We start from the raw sequence: 24858 nt of genomic DNA, 5'->3' as shown, positions 1-24858 counted from the left end.
AGGGCAATCCATGACAATCATCAGACCGGAGATCAGCGCCCGCGCCGCGGCAGCGCCCCGCAGCGGCATTGGCGAGATCGTAACCTATGCCCGAGGCCGCGAAAACCTGATGCCGCTCTGGATCGGCGAAGGCGACCTGCCGACGCCCGATTTCATCACCCGCGCCGCCAGCGAAGCCCTGCTCGCCGGCGAGACCTTCTACACCTGGACGCAAGGCATTCCGGCGCTCCGAGAGTCGATCGTCCGATATTACCAGCGGCACTACGGGCGGGACCTGTCGGTCGACAACATCTATGTCACCGGCTCCGGCATGCAGTCGATCGTGCTCGCCATCCAGACCGTCGCCTCCGCCGGTGACGAGATCGTCTATCTCTCTCCCGCCTGGCCGAACGTCGTCAACGCCATCGGCGTTTCGGAAGCCAAGCCGGTCACCGTCGAGCTCGGCTTTATCGACGGTCGCTGGGCGCTCGATATCGACCGGCTGAAGGCGGCGATCACCCCGAAGACCAGCGCCCTCTTCATCAACTCGCCCTCCAACCCGACCGGCTGGACCGCGACCCATGACGACCTCAAGGCCGTCCTCGAACTCGCCCGCAAGCACGGCCTGTGGATCGTCGCAGACGAGATCTACGGCCTCTATTATTTCGAAGGCTCCCGCGCGCCGTCTTTCATGGACGTCATGGAGCCGGAAGACCGGATCATCTTCGCCAATTCCTTCTCGAAGAACTGGTGCATGACCGGCTGGCGTGTCGGCTGGATGGTCGCACCGGCGGAAATCGGCCAGACGCTGACCAACCTCATCCAGTATTCGACCTCGGGCGTCGCCCAGTTCATGCAGAAGGGCGCGATTGCGGCTCTCGAACAGGGCGACGACTTCGTCCGCACCAATATCGAGCGAGCGCGAAAGTCCCGCGACATCTTCTGTGATGCTCTGATCGCTACCAACCGTGTGGAAACGCTAAAACCTGCCGGCGCACTGTATGCCTTCCTGAAGATCGACGGCGTCACCGACAGCCGCGAGGAAGCCTTCAGGATCGTCGACAAGACCGGTGTCGGCCTCGCACCGGGAACCGCCTTCGGCCCAGGCGGACAAGGCTTCATGCGCGCCTGTTTCCTGCGCGATCCGCTGCAGGTCGAGGATGCCGCGAACCGGCTCAGCGACTATATCCGCAGCCGGTGATCCGCCGGAGCCCTCGATCCGGGTGCCGCATGACCAGAATTCTGTTGATCCTTGCCGTCACTCTGGCGAGCTTCGGTCCCACCCGTGCCGAGGATGCTGAAGTCGAAGCCTGGGCCAAGGAGAAATGCGTCCGCTATGAGCGCGCCTGGAACCGGGCCAAGGATTTCATCGGGCTCGAGGGCGTTAGCGCCGAGTTCATCAAAGGCAACGAAAAGTTCATCGCCGACGGCTGTTCGAGCGGTGCGGATGTCTGCCCGCACTCGCCCAAGGAGATCGAGCTCGCCAATGCGCTGACCATGGCGGCGATGAATTTCGGCACCGCGAGCAGTTTCCTGCCCTTCATCTGCCGCCAACGATAGGGCTGCCGGCGATCAGTCCCCGAAATCCTCGGCTGCGGCGGAACGTCCGCCAGCAATGATCTCGCGTTTGCCGACATGGTTGGCGGGGCCGACCAGGCCTTCCTGCTCCATACGCTCCACCAGAGAGGCGGCGCGGTTGTAACCGACCGAGAGGCGGCGCTGGATATAGGAGGTCGAGCACTTGCGGTCCTTCATGACCACTTTGACGGCCTTGTCGTAAAGCTCGTCGCTGTCGTCTCCGCCCATCGCGCTCTTGTCGAACACGGCTTCCTGGCCCGACACGTCCTCGTCTTCCTCGTCGTCTTCATCCTCGGTAACCGTGCCGAGATAATCCGGCCGCCCTTGCGTCTTCAGGTGGCGGACCACCAGTTCGACTTCGGCGTCCGAAACGAACGGGCCGTGGACGCGGGAAATCCGCCCGCCGCCGGCCATATGCAGCATGTCGCCCTGGCCGAGCAGGTGCTCCGCACCCTGCTCGCCGAGGATCGTGCGGCTGTCGATCTTCGACGTGACCTGGAAGGAGATACGGGTCGGAAAATTCGCCTTGATCGTGCCGGTGATGACGTCGACCGAGGGGCGCTGGGTCGCCATGATCAGGTGGATGCCGGCAGCGCGCGCCATCTGCGCCAGCCGCTGGATCGCGCCTTCGATATCCTTGCCGGCGACCATCATCAGGTCGGCCATCTCGTCGACGATGACGACGATGTAGGGCATCGGCGAGAGATCCATCTCCTGCTCTTCGTAGAGGATTTCACCGGTCTGCCGGTCGAAGCCCGCCTGGACGCTGACGGTGATGACCTCGCCCTTTTCGCGGGCACCCGCGGCGCGCTGGTTGTAGCCGTCGATATTGCGGACGCCGAGGCGCGACATCTTCTTGTAGCGATCCTCCATCTCGCGGACCGCCCATTTCAGCGCCAGGACGGCCTTCTTGGGATCGGTCACGACCGGGGTCAGCAGGTGCGGAATGCCGTCATAGACGGAAAGCTCCAGCATCTTCGGATCGATCATGATCAGCCGGCATTCCTCCGGCCGCAGCCGGTAGAGAAGCGACAGGATCATCGTGTTGATGGCGACGGATTTGCCCGATCCGGTGGTGCCGGCGACGAGCAGATGCGGCATCTTGGCGAGCTCAGCGATAACAGGTTCGCCGCCGATCGTCTTGCCGAGGCAGAGCGCAAGCCGGTGCTTGGTCTCCCAATAGTCCTCGCATTCGATCAGTTCGCGGAAATACACGGTCTCGCGCGTCGCGTTCGGCAGCTCGATGCCGATCACGTTGCGGCCGGGCACCACGGCAACGCGGGCCGACAGAGCCGACATCGACCGGGCGATATCGTCCGCAAGGCCGATGACGCGCGAAGATTTGACGCCCGGCGCCGGCTCGAATTCATAAAGCGTCACGACCGGGCCCGGCCGCACGTCGATGATCTCGCCGCGGATGCCGAAATCCTCGAGAATGCTTTCGAGCAGGCCGGCGCTCTGCTGAAGAGCATCCGGCTGCATCGCCTGGCCACGCTCGCCCTGCGGCTCCTGCAAGAGCGAGATCGGCGGGAATTCGTATTCCGCCTCTGCCGGCCGGACGGCCCGCGGACGAAGGATTTCGGGTTGAGCGACGATCGGGGCGGCCGTGACCAAGGCGGGTGCGGGGGCGGGTGCCGGCACCGGCACCTGTGTAATAGGGGCAGGCGCCGGTTCGACCACTGGTGCCCTGGCCTTCATCACACGCTGCGGAGCGACCCGGACAGGTGCGACGGGCTCCGGCACCTTCACCGGCTCCGGCCTCGGAGACGGCGCAACAACCACGGTTCTGGCCACGCTCCTGCGCGGCACTTCACGATAAAGCGCCGTCACCGGTTCGCCCGGCTGCACCACGGCAGCTGCGATTGGCGGTTCGGCCGGCTGAACGCCCGTTTCCACAACGACCGGACTCTCGAGTTCGAAGGGCATGGCGTCCCAGAAGGCGAAATCGGAGATCGCGATATCCTGGCGCGGCACCGCGATTGGCGCTGCCTCCTCAGGCCTCTCGGGCTGCGCGACGGCAGGCGTTTCCGGCACATGGTAACGCATCGTCGCCGCAAGCTGCTGCAGGCCCGCGATCTGTTCGATCGGGGCGGGGAGCACCTCGCCGGCGCCCTGCGAATCATCCGCGGTCGGGGTCAGGAACGCTTCGGACGGGATGATGTCGATCTGCTCGGCAACCGGCGCTTCGCCCTGCTCCGCAGGAGCCTGCCCGGCATTCGCCTTGCGGGCCAGCGCACTTTCGGGCGTCCGGGTGAACCGCACGTTCGGGGCCAGCCGGAACGCCGCCTGCCATGGCGCCTGCTCGATCGCCGACTGGTTGAGATCAGCCAGATTCTGGCGGCGAAGACCCGGCTGCGCCGGGTCGACAGCGTCGTCTTCGGCGTTGGAAAGGTCAGAACTCTGAGGATGATTATTGCGTGAGAACTGCATGACAACCAGACGAGATACGGGAAGGGCACATTCTCATAGGAAGTAGAAAATAAAGGTTAACTGGTCCTTTCCAAGCGGCGAATGATGTCATGAAATCGGTCGGAGTGCCGGTAACCCTTGCCAAGATTGTTGCACTGCGTCATCAGTATAAGAATGCCGGCACCCGATCTCACCATTCTGGTTATCGATGAAAATGCCATCCGCGCTTCCATCATCGAGGAAGGGCTGCGGGAGGCTGGGCATAGCAAAGTCACGGTCATCCACGAGGTCCAGGGCGTCGCGCGAATCATCGAGACGTTGAAGCCGGACGTTATCGTCATCGATATCGAGAACCCCAACCGCGACATGATGGAGCATCTGTTCCAGCTGACCCGCACCGTCAGCCGGCCGATCGCCATGTTCGTCGACCGTTCCGATACGGCCCTGATCGAAGCGGCGATGGATGCGGGCGTCTCCGCCTATGTGGTCGACGGGCTGAAGAAGGAGCGCGTCAAGGCGATCCTCGACATGGCGGTCAGCCGCTTCAACGCCTTCAGCCGGCTCCAGCGGGAACTCGCCGAGGCGAAATCGGCGCTCGAGGAGCGCAAGGTGATCGAGCGGGCCAAGGGCATTCTGATGAAGATGCGCGGCCTCTCGGAAGAAGACGCGTTTGCGCTGCTGCGCCAGACGGCAATGAACGAAAAGAAGAAGATGTCGGACATCGCTCAAAGCGTGGTCACGGCAGCGGGCCTGTTGATGTGATGGTTCCGAGCACCGAAATGTCCGGGAGAAAGCCGGAGTGAACATGATGATGAATACCGACCGATCCGGAAGCAACCTCTCCGCGCCTAGCCGTTCGAACGGCGAGGGGCCGAAGGTCCTGCGCGCCGGGTTCATCCCGCTGGTCGACGCTTCCGTGCTGATCGCCGCCGCCGAATTCGGCTTTGCCGCCAAAGAGGGGCTGACCCTCGATCTCGTCAAGGACGTGTCCTGGGCCAATGTCCGCGACCGCCTCGCCTTCCGTCAGTTCGACATCGCCCACATGCTGTCGCCGATGCCGGTCGCCTCCATGCTGGGGCTCGGCTCCAACCCCTCGCCCACCATCACGCCGTTTTCGCTCGGCCGCGGCGGCAATGCGATCACGCTTTCGACGCGGCTTTTCGAGCGCATGCGCGAGGTCGGCGGGATATCGGAAACCGCAGGCGCGCTGGAGAACGCGAAGGCGCTCGCCAGCGTGCTCGAAGCGATGAGGGAACGCGGCGAAGCACTGCCGATGTTCGGCGTGACCTATCCCTTCTCCTCCCATAATTACGAATTCCGCTACTGGCTTGCCGCCGGCGGAATAGACCCGGACAGGGATGTGAAACTCGTCGTCGTGCCCCCGCCGATGACCTCCGATGCGCTGGCGGCCGGCGCCATCGACGGCTTCTGTGTCGGCGCGCCCTGGAACATGGTCGCGTCCGAACGCGGCGTCGGCCGGATTGTCGCCGCCAAGCAGGACATCTGGCCCTCGGCACCGGAAAAAGTGATCGCCATGCGGCCGGAATGGGCCGAAAGCCATCCCGAAACCGTCTCCCGTCTCATTGTCGCGCTCGATGCCGCGGCCCGCTGGTGCGACAAGGCCGAAAACCACGACGCGCTCGCCGAAGTGCTTGCGGCCCCCCGTTTCATCGCCGCGCCGGTCGATATCATCCGCCACGTGCTCTCGGGTGCGTTCAACCTGGATGCCAAGGGCAACCGCCGCGTCATCGCCGACTATTTCACCTTCCACCGCGGATTTGCCAACTATCCGCGGCCGAGCCATGCACTGTGGCTCTACAGCCAGATGATCCGCTGGGGTCAGATCGAATTCAGCGAACAAGGCCTGCGGGCCGCGGCGGCCGCCTATCGCCCCGATCTCTACCGGACAGCCCTTGGCATCGGCCCGACTGAACCGGACGTCGGCATCGAAGGAGACCGAAGCGGTGACCGCTTCATGGACGGCCATGTGTTCGACCCCTCGAACATGATGGATTACGTCCGGGATTTCGCCGTCCGAAGCTCTCTTCCTGCCCATTCGGACCGTCAGGACGTCTGAAATTCCGGCAAGCGCTGCACAGCATTTGGCGCCCTCAGTTTGGCAATCGCACAAAAATATTGCAGCGCGATAAGCTGCCGACAATTTAAGCCAAAACTTTCACAACCGAAATTTTGTTGTTTTTCAGCGACCTAGCAGGCCGCTCGAAAACTGGCACGACCTTTGCTTATTAGAAATTGCTCCGGTCAATGGCGACTGGAGCAGATAGGCGCGTGATAAGCGCTTCCAAAGACATCGACGTCGCAAGGTTTTTGCTGCCCGGAACTCCTCCCAGTTCCCAGGCGCGCGATCTCCGAGCGGCGTTTTTTTGTGCCTATTCCTAAGAACCAGCAGAGGGAACCTGCGCATGACCAAGATTTTGATGAGCGGCATCACCCGTCGCAGCCTGATCAAGACGACAGCTACTGCCGCCCTCGTCGGCGCGGTCAAGACCGCATTCCCGTCCGGCGCCTTCGCAGCCGGGGCCGGCCCGGAGGTGAAGGGCATCAAGCTCGGCTATATCGCGCTCACCGACGCCGCCCCGCTGGTCATCGCCAAGGAGAAGGGTTTCTTCGACAAGCACGGCCTTCCCGAAGTCGATGTCGCCAAGCAGGCGTCCTGGGGTGCGACCCGCGACAACCTCGTGCTTGGCGGAGCTGCCAACGGCATCGACGGCGCCCATATCCTCTCGCCGCTTCCCTACCTGATGCATACCGGCAAGGTGACCCAGAACAACAAGCCGGTGCCGATGGCGATCCTCGCCCGCCTCAACCTCGACAGCCAGGGCATTTCGGTCGCCAAGGAATATGCCGAGACCGGCGTGCAGCTCGACGCCTCCAAGCTGAAGGCGGCGTTCGACAAGAAGAAGGCCGAAGGCAAGGAGATCAAGGCCGCCATGACCTTCCCGGGCGGCACTCATGATCTCTGGATCCGCTACTGGCTCGCCGCCGGCGGCATCGACCCCAACAAGGACGTCTCGACCATCGTCGTACCGCCGCCGCAGATGGTGGCGAACATGAAGGTCGGCAACATGGACGTCTTCTGTGTCGGCGAGCCCTGGAACGAGCAGCTCGTCAACCAGGGCATCGGCTTCACGGCGGCCACCACCAGCGAACTCTGGAAGGGCCATCCGGAAAAGGCGCTCGGCGTGCGTGCCGACTGGATCGAGAAGAACCCGAACGCCGCCAAGGCCCTGCTGATGGCTGTCATGGAAGCCCAGCAATGGTGCGAAAGCATGGACAACAAGGCGGAGATGGCCGAAATCCTCGGGCGCCGTCAGTGGTTCAACGTGCCGCCGAAGGACGTCCTCGGCCGCCTGAAGGGCGACATCAACTACGGCAACGGCCGTGTCGCCAATGGCACCGACCTCTACATGAAGTTCTGGAAGGACGGCGCGTCCTACCCGTTCAAGAGCCATGACAGCTGGTTCATGGCCGAGAACATCCGCTGGGGTAACCTTCCCGCCAACACCGACATCAAGGCGCTGGTCAACCAGGTGAACCGCGAGGACATCTGGCGCGCCGCTGCCAAGGATCTCGGGGTCGCGGCAGCCGACATCCCGGCCTCCTCTTCACGCGGCAAGGAGACCTTCTTCGACGGCAAGGTCTTCGATCCGGAAAACCCCTCGGCCTATCTCGACAGCCTTTCGATCAAGGCGGCGTCCTGATTTCCCCACCTCCGGCGCGTGGACGCACGCGCCGGCCTTTTCCCTTTCTAAGGAGCGCGCAGATGTCCGCCCTGGCAAAAAAAGAAAATGTTTCCGCAGTCGCTACCGCAAAGCCGGCAGCAACGATCGTCCCCTTTTCCGGCAAGCCCGTATCGAGGATCGATTTCAAGCAGATCGGCATGACGACGCTGCGCAACGTAGTGCCGCCGGTTATCGTGCTGGCGCTGATCCTGCTCGTCTGGCAGGTCCTCTGTTCGGCGCCGAATGCTTCGCTCCCCTCGCCGCATGTGGTCTGGACGGAAGCCTATGACCTGATCGCCTATCCGTTCTTCGTCTACGGTTCGCAGGATATCGGGCTCGGCTGGCGGGTACTGGTCTCGCTGCAGCGCGTCGCCTACGGGTTCGGCCTCGCCGCCGTGACCGGCGTCATCGTCGGTGCGATCATCGGACAATCGATCTGGGCGATGCGCGGTCTCGACCCGATCTTCCAGGTGCTGCGCACCGTGCCGCCGCTCGCCTGGCTGCCGCTGTCGCTCGCAGCCTTCCAGGATTCGAGCCCCTCTGCGATCTTCGTGATCTTCATCACCTCGATCTGGCCTGTCATCATCAACACCGCCGTCGGGGTGCGCAACATCCCGCAGGACTATCGCAACGTCGCGCAGGTGCTGCGGCTGAACCAGATCGAATTCTTCTTCAAGATCATGCTGCCGTCGGCCGCCCCCTACATCTTCACGGGTCTCAGGATCGGCGTCGGCCTCTCCTGGCTCGCCATCGTCGCAGCCGAGATGCTGACCGGCGGCGTCGGCATCGGCTTCTTCATCTGGGATGCGTGGAATTCGTCGCGCCTGCCCGACATCATCGTCGCGCTCGCTTATATCGGCATTGTCGGCTTCGCCCTCGACAAGCTGGTTTCCGCGCTCGGCAAGATCATCACCCGCGGCGCTTCGGCAAACTGAGGAGCGGACCATGAACGCCTACCTGAAGCTCGATCATATCGACAAGCATTTCGACCGCGGCGGCAATCGCGCCGAGGTTCTGAAGGACATCAACCTGACGATCTCCAAGGGGGAGTTCGTCTCGATCATCGGCCATTCCGGCTGCGGCAAGTCTACGCTGCTCAACCTCATTGCCGGGCTGACACCCGTCTCGGCGGGCGCCGTGCTGCTCGAAAACCGTGAGGTCAACGCACCGGGTCCGGAACGCGCCGTGGTTTTCCAGAACCATTCGCTGCTGCCCTGGCTGACGGTCTACGAAAACGTCAACCTCGCCGTCTCGAAAGTCTTCGGCCGCACCAAGACCAAGGCGCAGCGGCATGACTGGGTTATGGAAAACCTGGACCTCGTGCAGATGGCCCATGCCAAGGACAAGCGCCCGGCGGAAATATCCGGCGGCATGAAGCAGCGCGTCGGCATTGCCCGGGCTCTGTCCATGGAACCGAAGATCCTGCTGCTCGACGAGCCCTTCGGCGCCCTCGACGCCCTGACGCGCGCCCATCTGCAGGACGCGGTCATGGAGATCCACAGCCGTCTCGGCAACACCATGGTGATGATCACCCACGATGTCGACGAAGCGGTACTGCTGTCCCACCGCATCGTGATGATGACCAACGGCCCCGCCGCCCATATCGGCGAAGTGCTCGACGTGCCGATCGCACGCCCGCGCAACCGCATCGAGCTTGCTTCCGACCGCACGTATCTGAAGTGCCGCGAGGCAGTCCTGAAATTCCTCTACGAACGCCACCGCTTCGTCGAAGCCGCGGAGTAAAAACCATGACAGAAAAACTCATCATCATCGGCAATGGCATGGCGCCGGGACGCATGCTGGAGCATCTCTTCGAACAGGCGCCCGGCCGCTACGAAGTCACGATCTTCAACGCCGAGCCGCGCGTCAACTACGACCGCATCATGCTTTCGCCGGTGCTTTCCGGCGAAAAGAGCTTCGAGCAGATCGTCATCCATGGCGACGGCTGGTACATCGACCACGGCATCACGCTCTACAAGGGCCACAAGATCGTCGCCATCGACCGGGCGGCGAAGACCGTCACCTCCGATCACGGCGTCACCGAAAGCTACGACAAACTGGTGATCGCCACCGGCTCGGTGCCGTTCATCATCCCCGTACCGGGCAAGGACCTGCCGGGCGTCATCACCTATCGCGACCTCGACGACGTCCAGGCCATGCTTCTCGCCGCCCAGTCGCGCGAAAAGGCGATCGTCATCGGCGGTGGCCTGCTCGGCCTCGAAGCAGCCGCCGGCCTCGCCCAGCGTGGGATGGACGTGACTGTGCTGCACGTGATGCCGACGCTGATGGAGCGCCAGCTCGATCCGGCCGCCGGTTACCTGCTGCAGAAGGCCGTCGAAGAGCGCGGTATCAAGGTGATCTGCAAGGCCAATACCAAACAGATCATCGGCAATGGCAAGGTCGAGGGCGTCGAACTCGATAACGGTACGATCATTCCGGCGACGCTGGTGGTCATGGCCGTCGGCATCCGCCCGAGCGCCGGCCTCGCCAAGGAAGCGGGCCTCGCCGTCAATCGCGGCATCGTCGTCGATGCGGGAATGCAGACGTCTGACGGCGACATCTATTCCATCGGCGAATGTGCCGAAGTGGGCGGCATGGTCTACGGCCTCGTCGCACCGCTCTACGAGATGGCCCGCATCGCCGCGTCCCATCTGGCGGGCGACACAAAGCCGGCCTTCGTGCATTCCGACACGCCGACAAAGCTCAAGGTCACCGGCATCGACCTCTATTCGCTCGGCGACTTCGCCGATTGCGACGACCGGCAGGAAATCGTGCTGCGCGATGCCACCGCCGGCATCTACAAGCGCCTCGTTCTGAAGGACAACCGCATCATCGGCACGGTCCTCTACGGCGAGACCTCCGATGGCGCCTGGTTCAACGACCTGAAGAAGAAGGCGACCGATATCTCGGAGATGCGCGACACGCTGATCTTCGGCCAGGCCTACCAGGGAGGGTCCCCGCTGGACCCTATGGCGGCCGTTGCAGCCTTGCCGGATGATGCGGAAATCTGCGGCTGCAACGGCGTCTGCAAGGGCAAGATCACTTCGACGATCACCGCCAAGGGCCTGACATCGCTCGACGACGTGCGTGCCCACACCAAGGCCTCCGCCTCCTGCGGCACCTGCACCGGCCTCGTAGAACAGCTGATGGCGATCACGCTTGGCGATGCCTACAATCCGAAGGCCGTGCAGCCGATGTGCACCTGCACCGAACTCGGCCATGACGACGTCCGCCGCCTGATCAAAGCGAAGGGCCTGAAGACCATCCCTGCGGTCATGCAGGAACTGGAATGGAAGACCTCCTGCGGCTGCGCCAAATGCCGCCCGGCACTCAACTACTATCTCGTCTGCGACTGGCCGGATGAATATGCCGACGACTACCAGTCGCGCTACATCAACGAACGCGTCCACGCCAACATCCAGAAGGACGGCACCTATTCCGTCGTGCCGCGGATGTGGGGCGGCGTCACCAATTCGCAGGAATTGAGGGCGATCGCCGACGTCGTCGACAAGTTCGAGATCCCGATGGTGAAAGTCACCGGCGGCCAGCGCATCGACCTTCTCGGCATCGAGAAGGAAGACCTGCCCGCCGTCTGGGCCGATCTCGGCAAGGCCGGCTTCATCTCCGGCCAGGCCTATGCCAAGGGCCTGCGCACGGTAAAGACCTGCGTCGGCTCCGATTGGTGCCGCTTCGGCACGCAGGATTCGACTGGCCTCGGCATCCGCATCGAGAAATTCATGTGGGGCTCCTGGACGCCGGCCAAGCTGAAGCTGGCCGTCTCGGGGTGTCCGCGTAACTGTGCGGAAGCGACCTGCAAGGACATCGGCGTCATCTGCGTGGACTCGGGCTTCGAGATCCATTTCGCCGGCGCCGCGGGCCTCGACATCAAGGGCACCGAAGTGCTCGGCTTGGTGAAGACCGAGGACGAGGCGCTCGAATACATCGTCGCGCTCACGCAGATGTACCGCGAACAGGGCCGCTATCTCGAGCGCATCTACAAATGGGCAAAGCGCATCGGCCTCGACGAAATCCGCCGGCAGATCATGACCGATACGGAGAAGCGCGAGGCCTATTATGAGCGCTTCGTCTTCTCCCAGAAGTTCGCCCAGGTCGACCCGTGGTCGGAGCGTGTCTCCGGCAAGGACAAACACGAGTTCCGGCCGATGGCGACGGTCGGCTACCCGCATGCAGCCGAGTGAGGAGATGAGCATGAACTGGATCGCGATCGGCAAGCTGACCGACATTCCGCTCCGCGGCGCGCGTTGCGTGAAGACGCCCCAAGGCAAGATCGGCGTGTTCCGCACCGCCGAAAACCAGGTCTTCGCCATCGAGGATCACTGCCCTCACAAGGGTGGACCGCTCAGCCAGGGCATCGTGCACGGCACTTCGGTGACGTGTCCGCTGCACAACTGGGTGATCTCGCTCGAAACCGGCAAGGCGCTCGGCGCCGACGAAGGCTCGGTCCGGACCATCCGGCTCGAACTGCGCGGCGAAGACATCTTCATGGCACTCGAAGAACAGTTGGCCGCAGCCGAATAATCGGCGCGGCCCCTACCGACGATCTACCCTAGGGAGACAAGAAAAAATGTCCTATGTGCATCCCACTGAATTCGTGACGAAGATGATCGATGCCGGCGAGGCAAAGGTCTTCATGTCAACGCGCGACACTCTGATCCGGGCTTTCATGGCGGGCGCAATCCTTGCGCTGTCCGCCGCCTTTGCCGTCACCATCACGGTGCAGACCGGCAACGCGCTGGCCGGTGCCATCCTCTTCCCGGTCGGCTTCTGCCTTCTCTACCTCATGGGCTTCGACCTCCTGACCGGCGTCTTCACGCTCGCTCCTCTCGCCCTGATCGACAGGCGGCCGGGCGTGACCGCCGGCGGCGTGATGCGTAACTGGACGCTCGTCTTCGTCGGCAATTTCGCCGGCGCCTTCCTTGTCGCGGTGATGATGGCGATCATCTTCACCTTCGGCTTCAGCGAGGCACCAAACGACGTCGGCCAGAGGATCGGCCATATCGGCGAAGGCCGCACGCTCGGCTACGCGGCGCACGGCGCGGCGGGCATGCTGACGCTCTTCATCCGCGGCGTTCTCTGCAACTGGATGGTTTCGACCGGCGTCGTTGCCGCGATGATGTCGACCTCGGTGTCCGGCAAGGTCATCGGCATGTGGATGCCGATCATGCTGTTCTTCTACATGGGCTTCGAACATTCCATCGTGAACATGTTCCTGTTCCCCTCCGGCCTGTTGCTGGGCGGCAAGTTCTCGATCATGGATTACCTGATCTGGAACGAAATCCCGACCGTCATCGGCAATCTTGTCGGCGGCCTCACCTTCGTCGGCCTCACCCTCTATTCGACCCATGGTCGCAAGAAGAGCAAACAGGGCGTTCAGGCCAGCCATATCAGCAATCCCGCTGGCGTTCCGGCGGAGTGAACCGATGGGGGCGGGTCTTCTGGAAACGGAAATGCAGGCGGGTGGAAACACCACCAGGACGACCTGCCCCTATTGCGGCGTCGGCTGCGGCGTCATCGCCACAGTGGCGGGTGACGGCGCCGTAACGGTCAAAGGCGATCCGGAACACCCGGCCAATTTCGGCCGGCTCTGTTCCAAGGGATCGGCACTGGCGGAAACCATCGATCTCGACGGGCGTGTCCTCTTCCCCGAGATCCTCGGCCGGCAGACGGACTGGAACGAGGCGCTCGATCTCGTCGCCGAAAAATTCTCGAAAGCCATCGCCGAACACGGACCGGATTCCGTTGCCTTCTACGTTTCCGGCCAGTTGCTGACCGAAGACTATTATGTCGCCAACAAGCTGATGAAGGGCTTTATCGGCTCGGCAAATATCGACACCAATTCCAGGCTTTGCATGTCTTCGTCCGTCGCCGGCCACCGCCGCGCTTTCGGATCCGATACTGTTCCCGGCACCTACGAGGATATCGAACTCGCCGATCTGGTTGTCCTCACCGGCTCCAACCTCGCCTGGTGTCACCCGGTGATCTATCAGCGGCTCGCCGCGGCCAAGACCGCTCGGCCGGGCATGAAGATCGTCGTCATCGATCCGCGCCGGACGATGACCTGCGATATCGCCGATCTGCATCTGGGCATCCGGCCGGATGGCGACGTGGCGCTGTTCATGGGCCTGCTCACCCACCTCGCGCAAAGCCCGGCGATCGACCAGAACTATATCGCCGCGCACACTCAAGGATTTGGCGAAGCCTTTGCCGCCGCTTCCGCCCTTTCCTTCACCGAACTGATGGAGCGAACGGGCTTGGCCGCCGTGCAGCTTCGCGAGTTCTTTCACCTGTTCGAGACGACGGAGAAGGTCGTCACCTGCTACAGCCAGGGCGTCAACCAATCGGCGTCGGGTACGGACAAGGTCAACGCCATCATCAACTGCCATCTGGCGACCGGCCGCATCGGCCGGCCCGGCACCGGTCCCTTTTCGCTGACCGGCCAGCCGAATGCCATGGGTGGCCGCGAAGTCGGCGGTCTCGCCAACATGCTCGCCGCCCATATGGCGATCGAGAGCACGGACGATCGCGACCGCGTGCAGCGTTTCTGGGCCTCGCCGAGGATCGCCGAAAAGCCGGGCCTGAAGGCCGTCGACATGTTCCGCGCCGTCGCCGACGGACGGATCAAGGCGCTGTGGATCATGGCCACCAATCCCGTCGTTTCGATGCCGGATGCCGATGCGGTCGAGGCTGCCATCAAGGCCTGTCCTTTCGTGGTGGTCTCCGACATTCTCCGGGACACCGATACGGCCCGCCACGCACATGTCCTGCTGCCCTCGGTCGGCTGGGGCGAAAAGGACGGCACCGTCACCAATTCGGAACGCCGCATCTCCCGCCAGCGCTGGTTTCTGTCCGCACCCGGCGAAGCCAAAGCCGATTGGTGGCAGATGGCGGAGGTCGGCCGGCGCATGGGCTTTGACGGCTTCGATTATCGATCTGCGGCTGAGATCTTCGCCGAACATGCCGCACTTTCGGCCTTCGAGAACGAGGGCAGCCGGGATTTCGATATCGGAGCGTGTGTCGAAATCGGCAAAGAGGGATACGATGCACTCGCGCCCTTTCAGTGGCCCGCTCCGCAGGAAAATCCTGCCCTCGGGGATAGCGACAAGCGCTTTTTCGCCGATGGCGGCTTCTACCACCCCGATCGCAAGGCACGTTTCGTCGCCGTCCAGGCACCGGCCACCGACCGCACGAACGAAGAATACCCGCTGACGCTGAATACCGGCCGCATCCGCGACCATTGGCACACGATGACGCGGACGGCGAAAAGTGCGAGGCTTTCCGGCCATATCGCAGAGCCCTTTGCGGAGCTCCATCCGCGCGATGCGATGGAACTCGGCATTCGCGGCGCCGGCCTGGTCGAACTCGAAAGCCCGCACGGCAAGGCAATCGTCCGGGCGCTGGTCACCGAACGCCAGGCCCGTGGAAACGTCTTCGTGCCGATGCACTGGAACGACCAGTTCGCCGCAAAGGCGCGCATCGATGCACTGGTCGCCCCCGCCACCGATCCGTTTTCCGGTCAACCCGCGTCGAAGAACATAGGGATCGCCGCTCGGCCGTTCGCCGCTTGCTTCTACGGCTTTGCCGTTTCCGCCTTGAAACCCCTGAACCCACAGGCGGACTACTGGGCGCTCGCCAAGGCCGATGGCGGCTGGCGGATCGAACTCGCGTTCGCGGACCCGGTCGAAGACTGGGTGGCGTGGTGCCGGGGAGCATTCGGCATCCCGGCCGAGATCGAGCCGCTCGGTTATGCCGACCATCAATCCGGCGATCTGCGCCTCGCCTTTTTCGACGGCGGAAAGCTGCTCGCCGCACTTTTTCTCGCGAACGAGCCGGTCGCCGTCGCGCGCAACTGGGCAATCGGCCAACTTGCCGCCGAACATACCGACCTGCGCAAGCGCTTTGCGATCGTTGCCGGACGACCCGGAGCCGACCAGCCGGATCCCGGCGCCACCGTCTGCTCCTGCTTTTCGATCGGCGTCAACCGGATCATCGGCGCGGTCCGGACCGGCTGCCACAGCGTTGAGGCCGTCGGCAAGGAAACCAATGCCGGCACCAATTGCGGCTCCTGCCGCGCTGAAATCAGGGGGATCATCGATGGATGTCTTGCAGCAGCTGCGGAATGAAGCATCTCCTGATCGTGGCGCCCGCATGGCGCCGCTTGCGAAGCTCCCGGTCTTCTGGGCGCTCGAAGGCAGGCCGGTCATCGTTGCCGGCGGGTCGGATGCGGCCGCCTGGAAAGCCGAGCTGCTTGCCGCCTGCGGCGCCAATGTGCATGTCTATGCGGAGACGCTTTCCGAGACATTCGAAAAGCTGATCGAACGCGGGGCGGAACATCCGCAGGGCCGCTTTATTCATCATCTAAACGTATGGGACGCTTCGATTTTCGAGGCCGCAGCGATCGCGATTGCGGATTGCGACGACGAGGACGAGGCTCAGGCGTTTTTCGACGCTGCCCGCGCGGCCGGCGTGCCGGTCAATGTCATCGACAAACCCGCCTTCTGCCAGTTCCAGTTCGGTTCGATCGTCAACCGCTCGCCGGTCGTGGTATCCATTTCAACTGATGGCGCGGCGCCGATTCTCGCGCAGGCGATCCGCCGTCGTATCGAAACCCTCCTGCCGGCCTCGTTGAAAACTTGGGCGGAGCTCGCCCAGTCGCTCAGGGAAAAGATCAACGACCGCCTGGCGCCCGGCCCGCAGCGAAGAGCCTTCTGGGAACGTTTCGTGGACCGCGCCTTCGGCAGCGAACCGGGCTCGGGCAGCGAAGCCGCAATCCTCGCCGATGCCGGCCGCGTCGCATCCTCGGCCCAGAAGGGCCGTGTCACCCTTGTCGGCGCCGGCCCCGGCGATGCCGAACTTCTGACACTGAAGGCGGTGCGTGCCCTGCAGGCGGCCGACGTCATCCTGTTCGACGATCTCGTCTCCGACGAGGTGCTGGAACTCGCGCGCCGCGAGGCGAAACGCATGCTGGTGGGAAAACGCGGTGGCCGGGTAAGCTGCCGCCAGGAAGACATCAACGATATGCTGGTGAAGTTCGCCAAGGCGGGCAAACGTGTCGTCCGCCTGAAATCCGGCGATCCGATGGTCTTTGGCCGTGCCGGCGAAGAGATCGCCTGCCTTGAACGAGAAGGCATCCCCGTCGACGTCGTGCCGGGCATCACATCGGCGAGCGCCATGGCCTCGCGGCTCGGCGTGTCGCTGACCCATCGCGACCATGCGCAGGGCGTCCGTTTCGTCACCGGCCATTCGCGCAAGGGCGTGCTGCCGGACAATCTGGACTGGAAAAGCCTCGCCGACCCGCGAACCACGACCATCTATTACATGGCGGGACGCACCGCGGGCGAGATCGTCAGCAAGCTGACGGACGCCGGCATGACGCAGGACATGCCGGTGGTGATCGTCAGCGCGGTGACGCGGCCGAACGAGCGGCGCTGGGCCGGACGGCTGAGCGACATGGCTGCGGCCATGGCAGAAATCGGTATCGACGAACCCGTGCTGATCGGCGTCGGCCACGTATTTCGCAAGGTCGATTTCGCCGACTGCACGCAGTGGAACGACCAGGTCGCGGCAAGCGCCTGACGAAAAAGGGGCGGTAAAAACCGCCCCTTGGATCACAGGTCAGCTGAATCACAGGTCAGCGAGGCGCCGAGGCCGAGCCTTCCTTGTAATATGAGACGTAGCTGCTGTGCAGCCGCTCCGGCGATCCCGGATCGGCATAGCGGTGCAATTCCGACATCTCCGTCTTGTTGAGGATCACGCCCACCGTTTTCGAGGCGATCTGCGGTTCGGACCGGATGATGGACTGCACCGCCTTCGCAGGGGTGACGCCCCATTCGGTGACGAAGACGAAACCGTCGACATAGGGCTCGAAGGCCTTTGCATCGATCACCGGCAGGAGCGGCGCCAGATCGACGACGATGACGTCGAACGTATCCTTGATGCTTTCCAGGAAATGGCTCATGCCGGAAGAAGCGAGGAGTTCGCTCGTATGGGCGAGCTGCTTGCTGCGCGTCGTCATCGGCAGGATCGTCAGGCGCGACCGGCGGTCGACACGTGCGGCATTGGTCCATGGCGTCTGCTGGAGCACCACTTCGACCAGTCCGACTTCCGGCTCCGAGGCCAGCATGCGGCTGAGACCCGGATTGCGCAGGTCGGCGTCGATCACCAGCGTGCGAACGCCCGTCGAGGCGATCAGCCCTGCGAAATTGGCGGCGACCATGGATTTCCCTTCGCCCGGCAGGCAGGAGACCACGCCGATCACCCGGCACTTCCGCTCCTGCAGCATGATATCGCAGGCGAGCTTGGCATTGCGCAGCGTCTCGGCAAACTGAGACCGCGGCGCCTCGACCGCGACCCGCATCAATCGACGGAACGAGATCGGGTTGCCGGGAGGTGCTCCCGCCGCTTCGGCGTCGGTCGGTGCCGGCGGCGGCGTTTCCTCCGCACTGGCGCCGCTCACTTTCGGCAGGTAGCCGAGGAAGCGAAGACCCAGTTTCTCCTGCACGTCGTCACCGGTCCGGAAGAACCGCTCGCGGAATTCCAGGAGCGTTGCCGCGGCTCCGCCGATCAGCAGGCCGAGCACGATGGAGAGCGCCATGGTCAGCGTCTTGCGCGGGCTGGACGGGGCCGTCGGCAGACCGGCATCGGAGATCACGCGGGCCTTGGCGATCGGGAAGGACTGCCGTTGCGTCGCTTCTTCGAAGCGTCCGAGATAGGATTCATAGAGCGTCTTCAGCGCCGCCGCCCTCTGCTCCAGTTCACGCAGCTGGACCATCGAGACATTCGCTTCCGAATTGCGGCCCGCGACCCGGTCGATACTCTCACGCAGCGATTTTTCGCGCGAACTCGCCACTTCGAATACGTTGCGGAAGCTGCCGGTCAATTGCTGCAGCTCGCGGTAGATCTGCTGCGCGAGTTCGCTCTTTTCCGACTTGAGCGCGACCGCCTGCGGATGGTTGGCGCCGAACTGCTGGACGATGCCCTGCTCGCGGTCGGAAATGTTGATGTAACGCTTCCGGAGGTCCTGAATGACCGTGTTGTCCGTATCGCGAGCCGAAATGACGGCATTCTGAACGGCTGCATCAGGCCCCTTGTCGATGATCGCCTGATATTGATTATAGCGTGCCGAAGCGGTGGCTGCATCGGCTTGGGCAACGATCAGCTGGCTGTTGAGATCCGAAAGCTGCTGCGTTGACAGCAGCTCGCCGCGCGGCGAAACCAGGCCGTGCTGGGTCTTGAATTGCTCTACGGCCAGCGAGGCCTGCTGCGAACGGCTGTTGAGATCGTTCAGGCGCTCCTGCAGCCAGAGCGAAGCCCGCTCGGTCGCATCGAAATTGGCGTTGAGTTGTTCGGTGAGATAGGATTCGGCATAGGTCCGCGTAATCATCGCGGCAAGCTGCGGATCCGGCGAACGAACGGACAGTGCGATCACCGAGCTGCGGCCGACACGCTCCACGGTCAGCGATTGCTGCAGGATGGCGGCCGCCTTTTCGCGCCGGCCCATCCGGATATCCTCCTCGGAAGCCGGCGGACTGCCGGGTGTCAGAAGCGCGACGACGCTGCGGATGGCGCCCTTGGCAAGATCGACCGGCGACTGCGGCGGATTGACCACCGTCTCGTTCTGATCGAGCTTGGCCTTGTCTACCACCCTGACCGCCAGCGCCTTGGATTTGAGTATCTCGACTGCGCTCGACATGCGGTTGTCGATCTGTTGGGCCGACTGGCTGTCCTGCGCGTCGTCAGCATAACGGGAAAGGTTCTCGTCGATGAGGATCTGCGTCAGGGCTGTGTAGATCGGCTGCGCCATCACCAGGTAGAGCCCGGCAAGGGCAACGGTGGCGATGAGGCAGACGACGACGATGCCCGAACGGCGGATCGCAGCCGCCCAGAGCTTATCGAGATCGATGAACGTATCGTTATCCCGCGTTTCGCTCGGGAATATCGTTCTCGGTCGGAAGTTTACCTGATCCATAGGGCCCGCTTTCTGGAGCTTTGGGGACGGATGGCGGGTTGCCGCCATCCGTCTCGTATGATTTGAATGCGCGTCAGGCGGCTTTGACCCGCATTTCGTGCGACATCATCAGTTCCTTGATGGAGGCGTAAATCTCGGCCCCCATATCCTGACGAAGCATGGCGAAGGCGACATTTGCCTCGATAAATCCGCGCTTGCTGCCGCAGTCGAATGTGCGTCCCTTATAGGGATGCGCATGGAACGGCTGGACCTGCGCGAGCTTGTGCATGCTGTCCGTCAGCTGAATTTCGTTGCCGGCGCCACGTTCCTGCCGGGCAAGCAATTCGAAGATTTCCGGCTGCAGGATATAACGCCCATTCAGGTAATAATTGGACGGTGCTTCGGCAGGCATTGGTTTTTCGACCATCTCCGTCACCTCGAAACCATGCGATACGCTGTGGCCGACACCCACGATACCATAGCTCGACGTCTCTTCCGGTGCACATTCCTCGACCGCAAAGACATTGCCGCCGACTTCTTCATAGAGATCCATCAGCCCGGCCATGCAGCCCTGCGGACCGTAGGAGACCATGTCGGGCAGAAGCAGCGCAAACGGTTCGTTGCCTACCAGTTCGCGGGCGCACCAGACCGCATGGCCAAGCCCGAGCGGCACCTGCTGGCGCGTATAGCTGACGGTGCCGGCGACCGGCAGCATCTTTTCGAGCTGGGTAACCTGGACCGTCTTGCCCGAGCGGGTCAGCGTCGCGACGAGCTCTGGTGCGCTGTCGAAATAGTCCTCGATCGCGGTTTTGTTGCGGCTGGTCACGAAAATGATGTGCTCGATTCCCGCCTGCATGGCTTCGTCGACCGCATATTGAACGACGGGCCGATCGACGATCGTCAACATTTCCTTCGGCATGGCCTTGGTGGCCGGCAGGAACCGAGTGCCGTTGCCTGCGACGGGTATCACCGCCTTTCGAACTGGTCTTTTCATGTCCATTCCTTCGTCCTTTCTGAGGGCGCCCCCGCCCTAATGATCGGATTTTCAGTTGACGTCGGCCGTTTCACCAGCCGACGCATGCGAACGGCAATCGGCATGCGCAGAAGTCGGAGCGCACGTGGGTTTTCGATTGCCGTTTTCAGGAAGCCGCCGACGGAACCCTTCTTGATTTCGTCGACGAGCGTGAGAAATGAACCCGCTTCGAGGATGCTGCGGGTGCGCCTGCGCTGGGCAGCCGCGGCTTTCGCATCCAGCTTGTAGCGGGCGAGAAAAGCGCGATCGGAGGCCAGCATTGCATCCAGGTGGCTCTGCTCCAGGACGCGCGAGATCGAGTCCTGGCGCAGGTGATAGACATATCCGATCTCCGGCTCGATCGCGCATCGCGCACCGCTCGCCAGGGCGGAAGCAAGCAGCAGGTAGTCCTCGCCGATCCGCAGCGCCTCGTCGAAGCGCAGCCCGTGCTCGAGGAGAAATGCGCGTTCGAAGATCGGCTTCATGTAGCCGAAGTTGAAGGTCGACTGGAAAATTACGTTCGAGCCGATAAAATCGGCAAGCGTCAGCATCGACCGCTGCCTGAGCTCCTCCTTGGAGAACATCGCATGGGGCTCTCCATGGTCGAACGGGATGACGTCAAGATTGTCGACGACGATCTGCGCCCGCGCCTCCTCGGCCCGCTCCAGCATGGTCAAAAGCCTGACGGGATAGACCGTATCGTCGGAATCGAGAACGGCGACCCAACGGCCCCTGGCCGCGGCAAGTCCGGCATTTCGAGCCGCAGCCGGCCCGCCGTTCACCGCTTGGGCGATCAGCCTGACCCGCTGATCGGAATAGCCTTCCGCGATTGCCCGCGTCCCGTCCGTAGAGCAATCGTCGACGACGATCACTTCGAGCGTCACGCCGATCTGGGCGAGCGCACTGTCGATCGCGCGCGCGAGCGTCTCCTCGGCATTGTAAGCCGCAATCACAAAGCTCACGTCGGGCTGAAAATCCGGGGCCTGCATATCATGCATCGTCATGTGGCTTCGGCGGCTCCGTATTGGCGAATCTCGCGGATGCCGAGCGTGCCCGTGACCGCGCCGGCATGGAGTGCCGCACGAAGAGCATAGCGAGTACGGGTGACCGGCGAGGCAATGGTTGCCGCGGTCACCGCCAGGCAATAACCGAGTTTCAGCGCAGCAAGCGCGGTCTGCTTGATCCGGCCGAGGCCGGAGTTCTTTGTCGCAAGGATGCGCCCATGCGTCTGCCCGGAACGGAACCTGCGCTTGGCGAGCCAGGAGAAGCTCGCCCGCTTTTCGGGCACCAGTTCCTCGACCACCGCATCCGGCGCAAAGGCGATATGGCCGCCGGCATCGGTCAAAGCGGTGAAGAAATGCGTATCCTCGCCGCCGCTCTGGCCGAGTGAAAGCGCGAACCTGCGGCCCGCGACGACCGGCGAGCGCATATGGAGAAGAACATTTGAAGTATAACCGGTCCTGATCTGTCCATCGACCCAGACCGGCATCGTCGAGTGGAAGTCGCCCTTGCGCATCCAGTCGGCGCTTTGCGCTCCGTAGACGGCCCGGACCGGCCCGAGAACGGCATCCGCACCCGTGCTCCTCGCCATCGCCATCAGTCCGGCCAGCCATTCCGGCTCCGCCGTCTCGTCGTCGTCGATGAAGGCAAGGTAGTCCGCATCGCTTTCGGCGAGGCAGGCATTGCGGGCGATCGAGATATTCGACTTCGGGCAATGCACATAACGGATCGGGAACGGCGAACGCTCCCGCAAACCATCCACCAGCCCGCTTGCGCTCGGGCCTGCATCGTTGTCGGCAACGATCAGGCGCAGTTCCGCGCCCGCCGGCACGGCAATCTCGAAGAGCGAGATCAGCGTTTCGGCAAGTTCGGGACGCCGGTAGGTGCAGATACCGATATCGATGCGGAACGGCCTTTCCTCTGCCGCCATCAAGCGATCCTCCGTGGGCGGATGCCGATCAGTTCCAGCCAGAAGCCGGCCGACCAGGCGAAATGCATGATCATCGCGGAGAGCGAGGCGAGCGGCCCGTAAGGGTTCTTCTGCCCGACGGCGAGCCAGAAGCCGTAGCCGATGCAGGCCGCGGCCCAGATGACCACCGGCACGGCCGCCCACCAATAAAGAAGCGCAAGCACCGCGCCGAGGACGACCGGCGCGACTGCCAGCGGGATGGCCTGCCGGAGCTTCGGAATGGACCGATGCTTGACGAGGTTTTTCGCCCGGCCCCGGCCGTAGGCCAGATATTGCCGGAACAGCGCCGAGGCGGTCGAGCGCGGATAATAGGTCATGTAGGTCTTGCCGGTCATCCAGATCCGGAAAGCGTTTGCGCGCAGCCGGAAGTCCAGTTCGGCATCCTCATTGTGGCTGAAACTCTCGTCATAGCCGCCGACGGCCCGGAACGCCGAAATCCGCATCAGCGCGTGGTGGCCGTGATCCACCCACTCGCCGCCGCCGCCGGCGCGATGTTTCGAACCACCATTTCCGAGCTTGGAATTCTGCGCCACCGCGGTCGCCTTCTGGAAAGTCCCGAAACCGATCGTCTCCATGCCGACCACGACAGAATCGGCATCCATCTCGACTGCCTCCTGCAGCAGGGTCCGGCAATAATCGTCCGGATAATCCCCATGCGCGTCAATGCGGATGAGAAAGTCGCGACCCTCGCCGAAACGGTCGACGGCGAGATTGATGGCAGCGCTCTGGATGCGCTTGCGGTTGCCGATCAGTACCAGGTCGCGGATTTCTGGGATAAGTCCCTGGACGATGTCCGTCGTGCCGTCCTGGCTGCCGCCGTCGGCGACGACGATCAGCATGTCCATGTCGCCGCGCTGGCCATTCAGCTTGTGCAACAGCGGCGCGATGGTCGCCGCTTCGTTGAGGCACGGAATCACCAGAAGCGTCCGGATCTCGGACATCTGGGCATTGGAGTGAGAACGCAAAACCATACTCCACCTCACGATTGCAGGGTTGAAACAGCCGGCATTTCGGCCGGCGACGGGACGTTGGGATGTAGGGCGGCGAGCCGGGAAACAAGCGCGCGACAATCCGCCGGCCCGGTCACCCACTGGCTGCGCTCGACGGCGGCAAGCCGGGAGAAAAGGTCAACGTAGCGCGCTTCCGTCATCTCGTTGAACAGTGCTTCGAGGGTCTCTGCCGTCACCTGATTGCGCACCAGGCCGATACCTCGCTTGCCGATGAAGCGGCCGGTCTCGGTGCCTGCGAGCGCGATCGGAACCGCGCCGTACAGCCCGCCTTCATAGAGCCGGTTCGGCAGCAGCCAGCTGGAGTTCAGCCCTTCCTCGAAGAAATCGATCGCCCAGGTGAACTGCACGTCGCCATAAATCGCGGAAAGGTCCTCGGGATTGCGGTAGGCGCCGTGGAATTCGACATGCGGGGCGGCAGCAACCTTCGCATCGAAATCGTCGAACTCGCTGTAAGCCGGGCGGCCGCGCAACACGATCTCGACCTTCCCGTCCATGCGGGCCGCGAAGTCGATCAGCATATCGAGCGACTTGCGGCAGCGGATCGCCCCGAACCAGCCGATCCGCCAGGGCTTGCCCGGTTCCGGTGGGCGGGGCTGGAGCGGCCCGGAAACCGGTTCAGGCTCGAGGGCAAGCACCTTGTTTTCCAGAAGCAGAACCGGCAGGTCGAGGCCGGAAAGCGGCTTGAAGAAATTTTCCACGAAAGCCGGGGAACTGGTGATCAGCAGGCTGGCGCGGCGGCCGAAAAACAGCTGCGCCTGGCGCATCAGACGGCCCTTCATTCCCTCGTCGAGAAGCAGGCGGTGAATATCGAGGCATTCGTAGACGACAGGAACTCGGCGGCTGAACATGGACGCGGCACGTCCAGCAAGCGCCAGCGTCTCCAGATTGCGGGCGATGATGATGCCGGGCACGGCGATATCAGCCAGCATCCGCTTCAGCCTCATGCGAGCGGCAAGAACCGCTCCGATGCGCTGCGCAAAACGCCCGTCTGCCGTCTGCCCGAGTGAAACGGTTGTCACATCCCCCTCGTCGGCAAGCACGTTCGAGCCGCGCTCGAAGCCCGCGACGGTGACGGTCGCACCGCCGGCCATCAAGGTCAGCACACGCCGCCGGATGGCCGCGTCGGCCATGTCATGCGCGAGATAGAGAACGTTCAAAGTCAAATCGTCCAACTCCATTGTCGAGCCGCCAAG

The 24858-nt window shown here is 63.2% G+C and carries 19 protein-coding genes; 12 read left to right on the top strand and 7 right to left on the bottom strand.

The annotated features are described in order from the left end of the window. Nucleotides 1-10 precede the first annotated feature (10 nt). On the top strand, nt 11-1180 hold the full coding sequence (locus C5L10_RS02390; RefSeq protein ID WP_105428391.1) for a pyridoxal phosphate-dependent aminotransferase: 1170 nt from the start codon (nt 11-13) through the stop codon (nt 1178-1180). A 29-nt stretch (nt 1181-1209) separates the two neighbouring features. Continuing rightward, nucleotides 1210-1539 (top strand): hypothetical protein, encoded by a 330-nt coding sequence (locus C5L10_RS02385; RefSeq protein ID WP_105428390.1) that lies wholly within the window; start codon nt 1210-1212, stop codon nt 1537-1539. Nucleotides 1540-1551: 12 nt separating this feature from the next. On the opposite strand, the gene C5L10_RS02380 is transcribed toward C5L10_RS02385, so the two are convergent. Next, nucleotides 1552-3987, bottom strand: a complete 2436-nt coding sequence (locus C5L10_RS02380; protein ID WP_105428389.1) for a DNA translocase FtsK — start codon at nt 3985-3987, stop codon at nt 1552-1554. 153 nt (nt 3988-4140) lie between these two features. Between C5L10_RS02380 and C5L10_RS02375 the strand changes: the two genes are divergently transcribed. The 10 genes from C5L10_RS02375 to cysG all read left to right on the top strand — a co-directional run bounded on the left by C5L10_RS02375 (nt 4141) and on the right by cysG (nt 17303). After that, the gene (locus C5L10_RS02375) at nt 4141-4728 is read left to right on the top strand and encodes an ANTAR domain-containing response regulator (RefSeq protein ID WP_038590280.1); all 588 of its coding nucleotides are present in this window, start codon (nt 4141-4143) and stop codon (nt 4726-4728) included. 37 nt (nt 4729-4765) lie between these two features. Next, nucleotides 4766-6043: a CmpA/NrtA family ABC transporter substrate-binding protein gene (locus C5L10_RS02370; RefSeq protein ID WP_205837011.1), complete on the top strand. Its 1278-nt coding sequence runs from the start codon at nt 4766-4768 to the stop codon at nt 6041-6043. Between the two features lie 346 nt (nt 6044-6389). Then, the gene (locus C5L10_RS02365) at nt 6390-7688 is read left to right on the top strand and encodes a CmpA/NrtA family ABC transporter substrate-binding protein (RefSeq protein ID WP_105428387.1); all 1299 of its coding nucleotides are present in this window, start codon (nt 6390-6392) and stop codon (nt 7686-7688) included. 62 nt (nt 7689-7750) lie between these two features. Then, nucleotides 7751-8644, top strand: a complete 894-nt coding sequence (gene ntrB / locus C5L10_RS02360) for a nitrate ABC transporter permease (protein WP_105419959.1) — start codon at nt 7751-7753, stop codon at nt 8642-8644. A 10-nt stretch (nt 8645-8654) separates the two neighbouring features. Then, nucleotides 8655-9452: an ABC transporter ATP-binding protein gene (locus C5L10_RS02355; RefSeq protein WP_105403090.1), complete on the top strand. Its 798-nt coding sequence runs from the start codon at nt 8655-8657 to the stop codon at nt 9450-9452. Nucleotides 9453-9457: 5 nt separating this feature from the next. Continuing rightward, the gene (nirB, locus tag C5L10_RS02350) at nt 9458-11908 is read left to right on the top strand and encodes a nitrite reductase large subunit NirB (protein ID WP_105428386.1); all 2451 of its coding nucleotides are present in this window, start codon (nt 9458-9460) and stop codon (nt 11906-11908) included. Nucleotides 11909-11912: 4 nt separating this feature from the next. Further along, a complete protein-coding gene (gene nirD, locus C5L10_RS02345) occupies nt 11913-12248 on the top strand; it encodes a nitrite reductase small subunit NirD (protein WP_105403091.1) in 336 nt (111 codons plus the stop codon). A gap of 46 nt (nt 12249-12294) precedes the next feature. Further along, nucleotides 12295-13146, top strand: coding sequence for a formate/nitrite transporter family protein (locus C5L10_RS02340; protein ID WP_105428385.1), 852 nt, complete (start codon nt 12295-12297; stop codon nt 13144-13146). A 31-nt stretch (nt 13147-13177) separates the two neighbouring features. After that, nucleotides 13178-15850, top strand: a complete 2673-nt coding sequence (locus tag C5L10_RS02335; RefSeq protein WP_105428672.1) for a nitrate reductase — start codon at nt 13178-13180, stop codon at nt 15848-15850. Next, nucleotides 15822-17303 carry a siroheme synthase CysG gene (gene cysG / locus C5L10_RS02330; protein WP_105428384.1) on the top strand — a complete coding sequence of 494 codons (1482 nt, stop codon included), beginning with the start codon at nt 15822-15824 and terminating at the stop codon, nt 17301-17303. The genes C5L10_RS02335 and cysG overlap by 29 nt, the downstream gene beginning before the upstream one ends. Nucleotides 17304-17358: 55 nt before the next feature. On the opposite strand, the gene C5L10_RS02325 is transcribed toward cysG, so the two are convergent. From C5L10_RS02325 to C5L10_RS33490, 6 genes are all read right to left on the bottom strand, one after another. After that, entirely contained in the window at nt 17359-19695 is a 2337-nt protein-coding gene (locus C5L10_RS02325) for a polysaccharide biosynthesis tyrosine autokinase (RefSeq protein ID WP_105428383.1), read from the bottom strand. 73 nt (nt 19696-19768) lie between these two features. Further along, complete coding sequence (locus C5L10_RS02320) at nt 19769-20674, bottom strand: UTP--glucose-1-phosphate uridylyltransferase (protein ID WP_105428382.1); 906 nt, start codon at nt 20672-20674, stop codon at nt 19769-19771. Then, nucleotides 20665-21690: a glycosyltransferase family 2 protein gene (locus tag C5L10_RS02315; protein WP_105428381.1), complete on the bottom strand. Its 1026-nt coding sequence runs from the start codon at nt 21688-21690 to the stop codon at nt 20665-20667. Before C5L10_RS02315 ends, C5L10_RS02320 begins: the two co-directional genes overlap by 10 nt. Then, nucleotides 21687-22616 carry a glycosyltransferase family 2 protein gene (locus C5L10_RS02310; protein WP_105428380.1) on the bottom strand — a complete coding sequence of 310 codons (930 nt, stop codon included), beginning with the start codon at nt 22614-22616 and terminating at the stop codon, nt 21687-21689. The genes C5L10_RS02315 and C5L10_RS02310 overlap by 4 nt, the downstream gene beginning before the upstream one ends. Next, nucleotides 22616-23596 carry a glycosyltransferase family 2 protein gene (locus C5L10_RS33495; RefSeq protein WP_245447915.1) on the bottom strand — a complete coding sequence of 327 codons (981 nt, stop codon included), beginning with the start codon at nt 23594-23596 and terminating at the stop codon, nt 22616-22618. Before C5L10_RS33495 ends, C5L10_RS02310 begins: the two co-directional genes overlap by 1 nt. Before the next feature lie 38 nt (nt 23597-23634). Further along, nucleotides 23635-24843, bottom strand: a complete 1209-nt coding sequence (locus C5L10_RS33490) for a glycosyltransferase family 4 protein (RefSeq protein WP_172716887.1) — start codon at nt 24841-24843, stop codon at nt 23635-23637. Between the last annotated feature and the right edge of the window lie 15 nt (nt 24844-24858).

This window comes from Neorhizobium sp. T6_25, from assembly GCF_002968555.1.
Lineage (GTDB): Bacteria > Pseudomonadota > Alphaproteobacteria > Rhizobiales > Rhizobiaceae > Neorhizobium.
This window is presented reverse-complemented; position numbering and strand designations above follow the sequence as displayed.

What these genes read in the sequence shown, in the direction of transcription:
- C5L10_RS02325 (WP_105428383.1), bottom strand. Translation starts at nt 19,695, where the DNA reads ATGGATCAGGTAAACTTCCGACCGAGAACGATATTCCCGAGCGAAACG.
- C5L10_RS02390 (WP_105428391.1), top strand. Translation starts at nt 11, where the DNA reads ATGACAATCATCAGACCGGAGATCAGCGCCCGCGCCGCGGCAGCGCCC.
- C5L10_RS02340 (WP_105428385.1), top strand. Translation starts at nt 12,295, where the DNA reads ATGTCCTATGTGCATCCCACTGAATTCGTGACGAAGATGATCGATGCC.
- cysG (WP_105428384.1), top strand. Translation starts at nt 15,822, where the DNA reads ATGGATGTCTTGCAGCAGCTGCGGAATGAAGCATCTCCTGATCGTGGC.
- C5L10_RS02385 (WP_105428390.1), top strand. Translation starts at nt 1,210, where the DNA reads ATGACCAGAATTCTGTTGATCCTTGCCGTCACTCTGGCGAGCTTCGGT.
- C5L10_RS02375 (WP_038590280.1), top strand. Translation starts at nt 4,141, where the DNA reads ATGCCGGCACCCGATCTCACCATTCTGGTTATCGATGAAAATGCCATC.
- nirB (WP_105428386.1), top strand. Translation starts at nt 9,458, where the DNA reads ATGACAGAAAAACTCATCATCATCGGCAATGGCATGGCGCCGGGACGC.
- C5L10_RS33495 (WP_245447915.1), bottom strand. Translation starts at nt 23,596, where the DNA reads ATGTCCGAGATCCGGACGCTTCTGGTGATTCCGTGCCTCAACGAAGCG.
- C5L10_RS02335 (WP_105428672.1), top strand. Translation starts at nt 13,178, where the DNA reads ATGCAGGCGGGTGGAAACACCACCAGGACGACCTGCCCCTATTGCGGC.
- ntrB (WP_105419959.1), top strand. Translation starts at nt 7,751, where the DNA reads ATGTCCGCCCTGGCAAAAAAAGAAAATGTTTCCGCAGTCGCTACCGCA.
- C5L10_RS02320 (WP_105428382.1), bottom strand. Translation starts at nt 20,674, where the DNA reads ATGGACATGAAAAGACCAGTTCGAAAGGCGGTGATACCCGTCGCAGGC.
- C5L10_RS02310 (WP_105428380.1), bottom strand. Translation starts at nt 22,616, where the DNA reads ATGGCGGCAGAGGAAAGGCCGTTCCGCATCGATATCGGTATCTGCACC.
- C5L10_RS02365 (WP_105428387.1), top strand. Translation starts at nt 6,390, where the DNA reads ATGACCAAGATTTTGATGAGCGGCATCACCCGTCGCAGCCTGATCAAG.
- C5L10_RS02380 (WP_105428389.1), bottom strand. Translation starts at nt 3,987, where the DNA reads ATGCAGTTCTCACGCAATAATCATCCTCAGAGTTCTGACCTTTCCAAC.
- C5L10_RS02355 (WP_105403090.1), top strand. Translation starts at nt 8,655, where the DNA reads ATGAACGCCTACCTGAAGCTCGATCATATCGACAAGCATTTCGACCGC.
- nirD (WP_105403091.1), top strand. Translation starts at nt 11,913, where the DNA reads ATGAGCATGAACTGGATCGCGATCGGCAAGCTGACCGACATTCCGCTC.
- C5L10_RS02315 (WP_105428381.1), bottom strand. Translation starts at nt 21,690, where the DNA reads ATGACGATGCATGATATGCAGGCCCCGGATTTTCAGCCCGACGTGAGC.
- C5L10_RS33490 (WP_172716887.1), bottom strand. Translation starts at nt 24,843, where the DNA reads ATGGAGTTGGACGATTTGACTTTGAACGTTCTCTATCTCGCGCATGAC.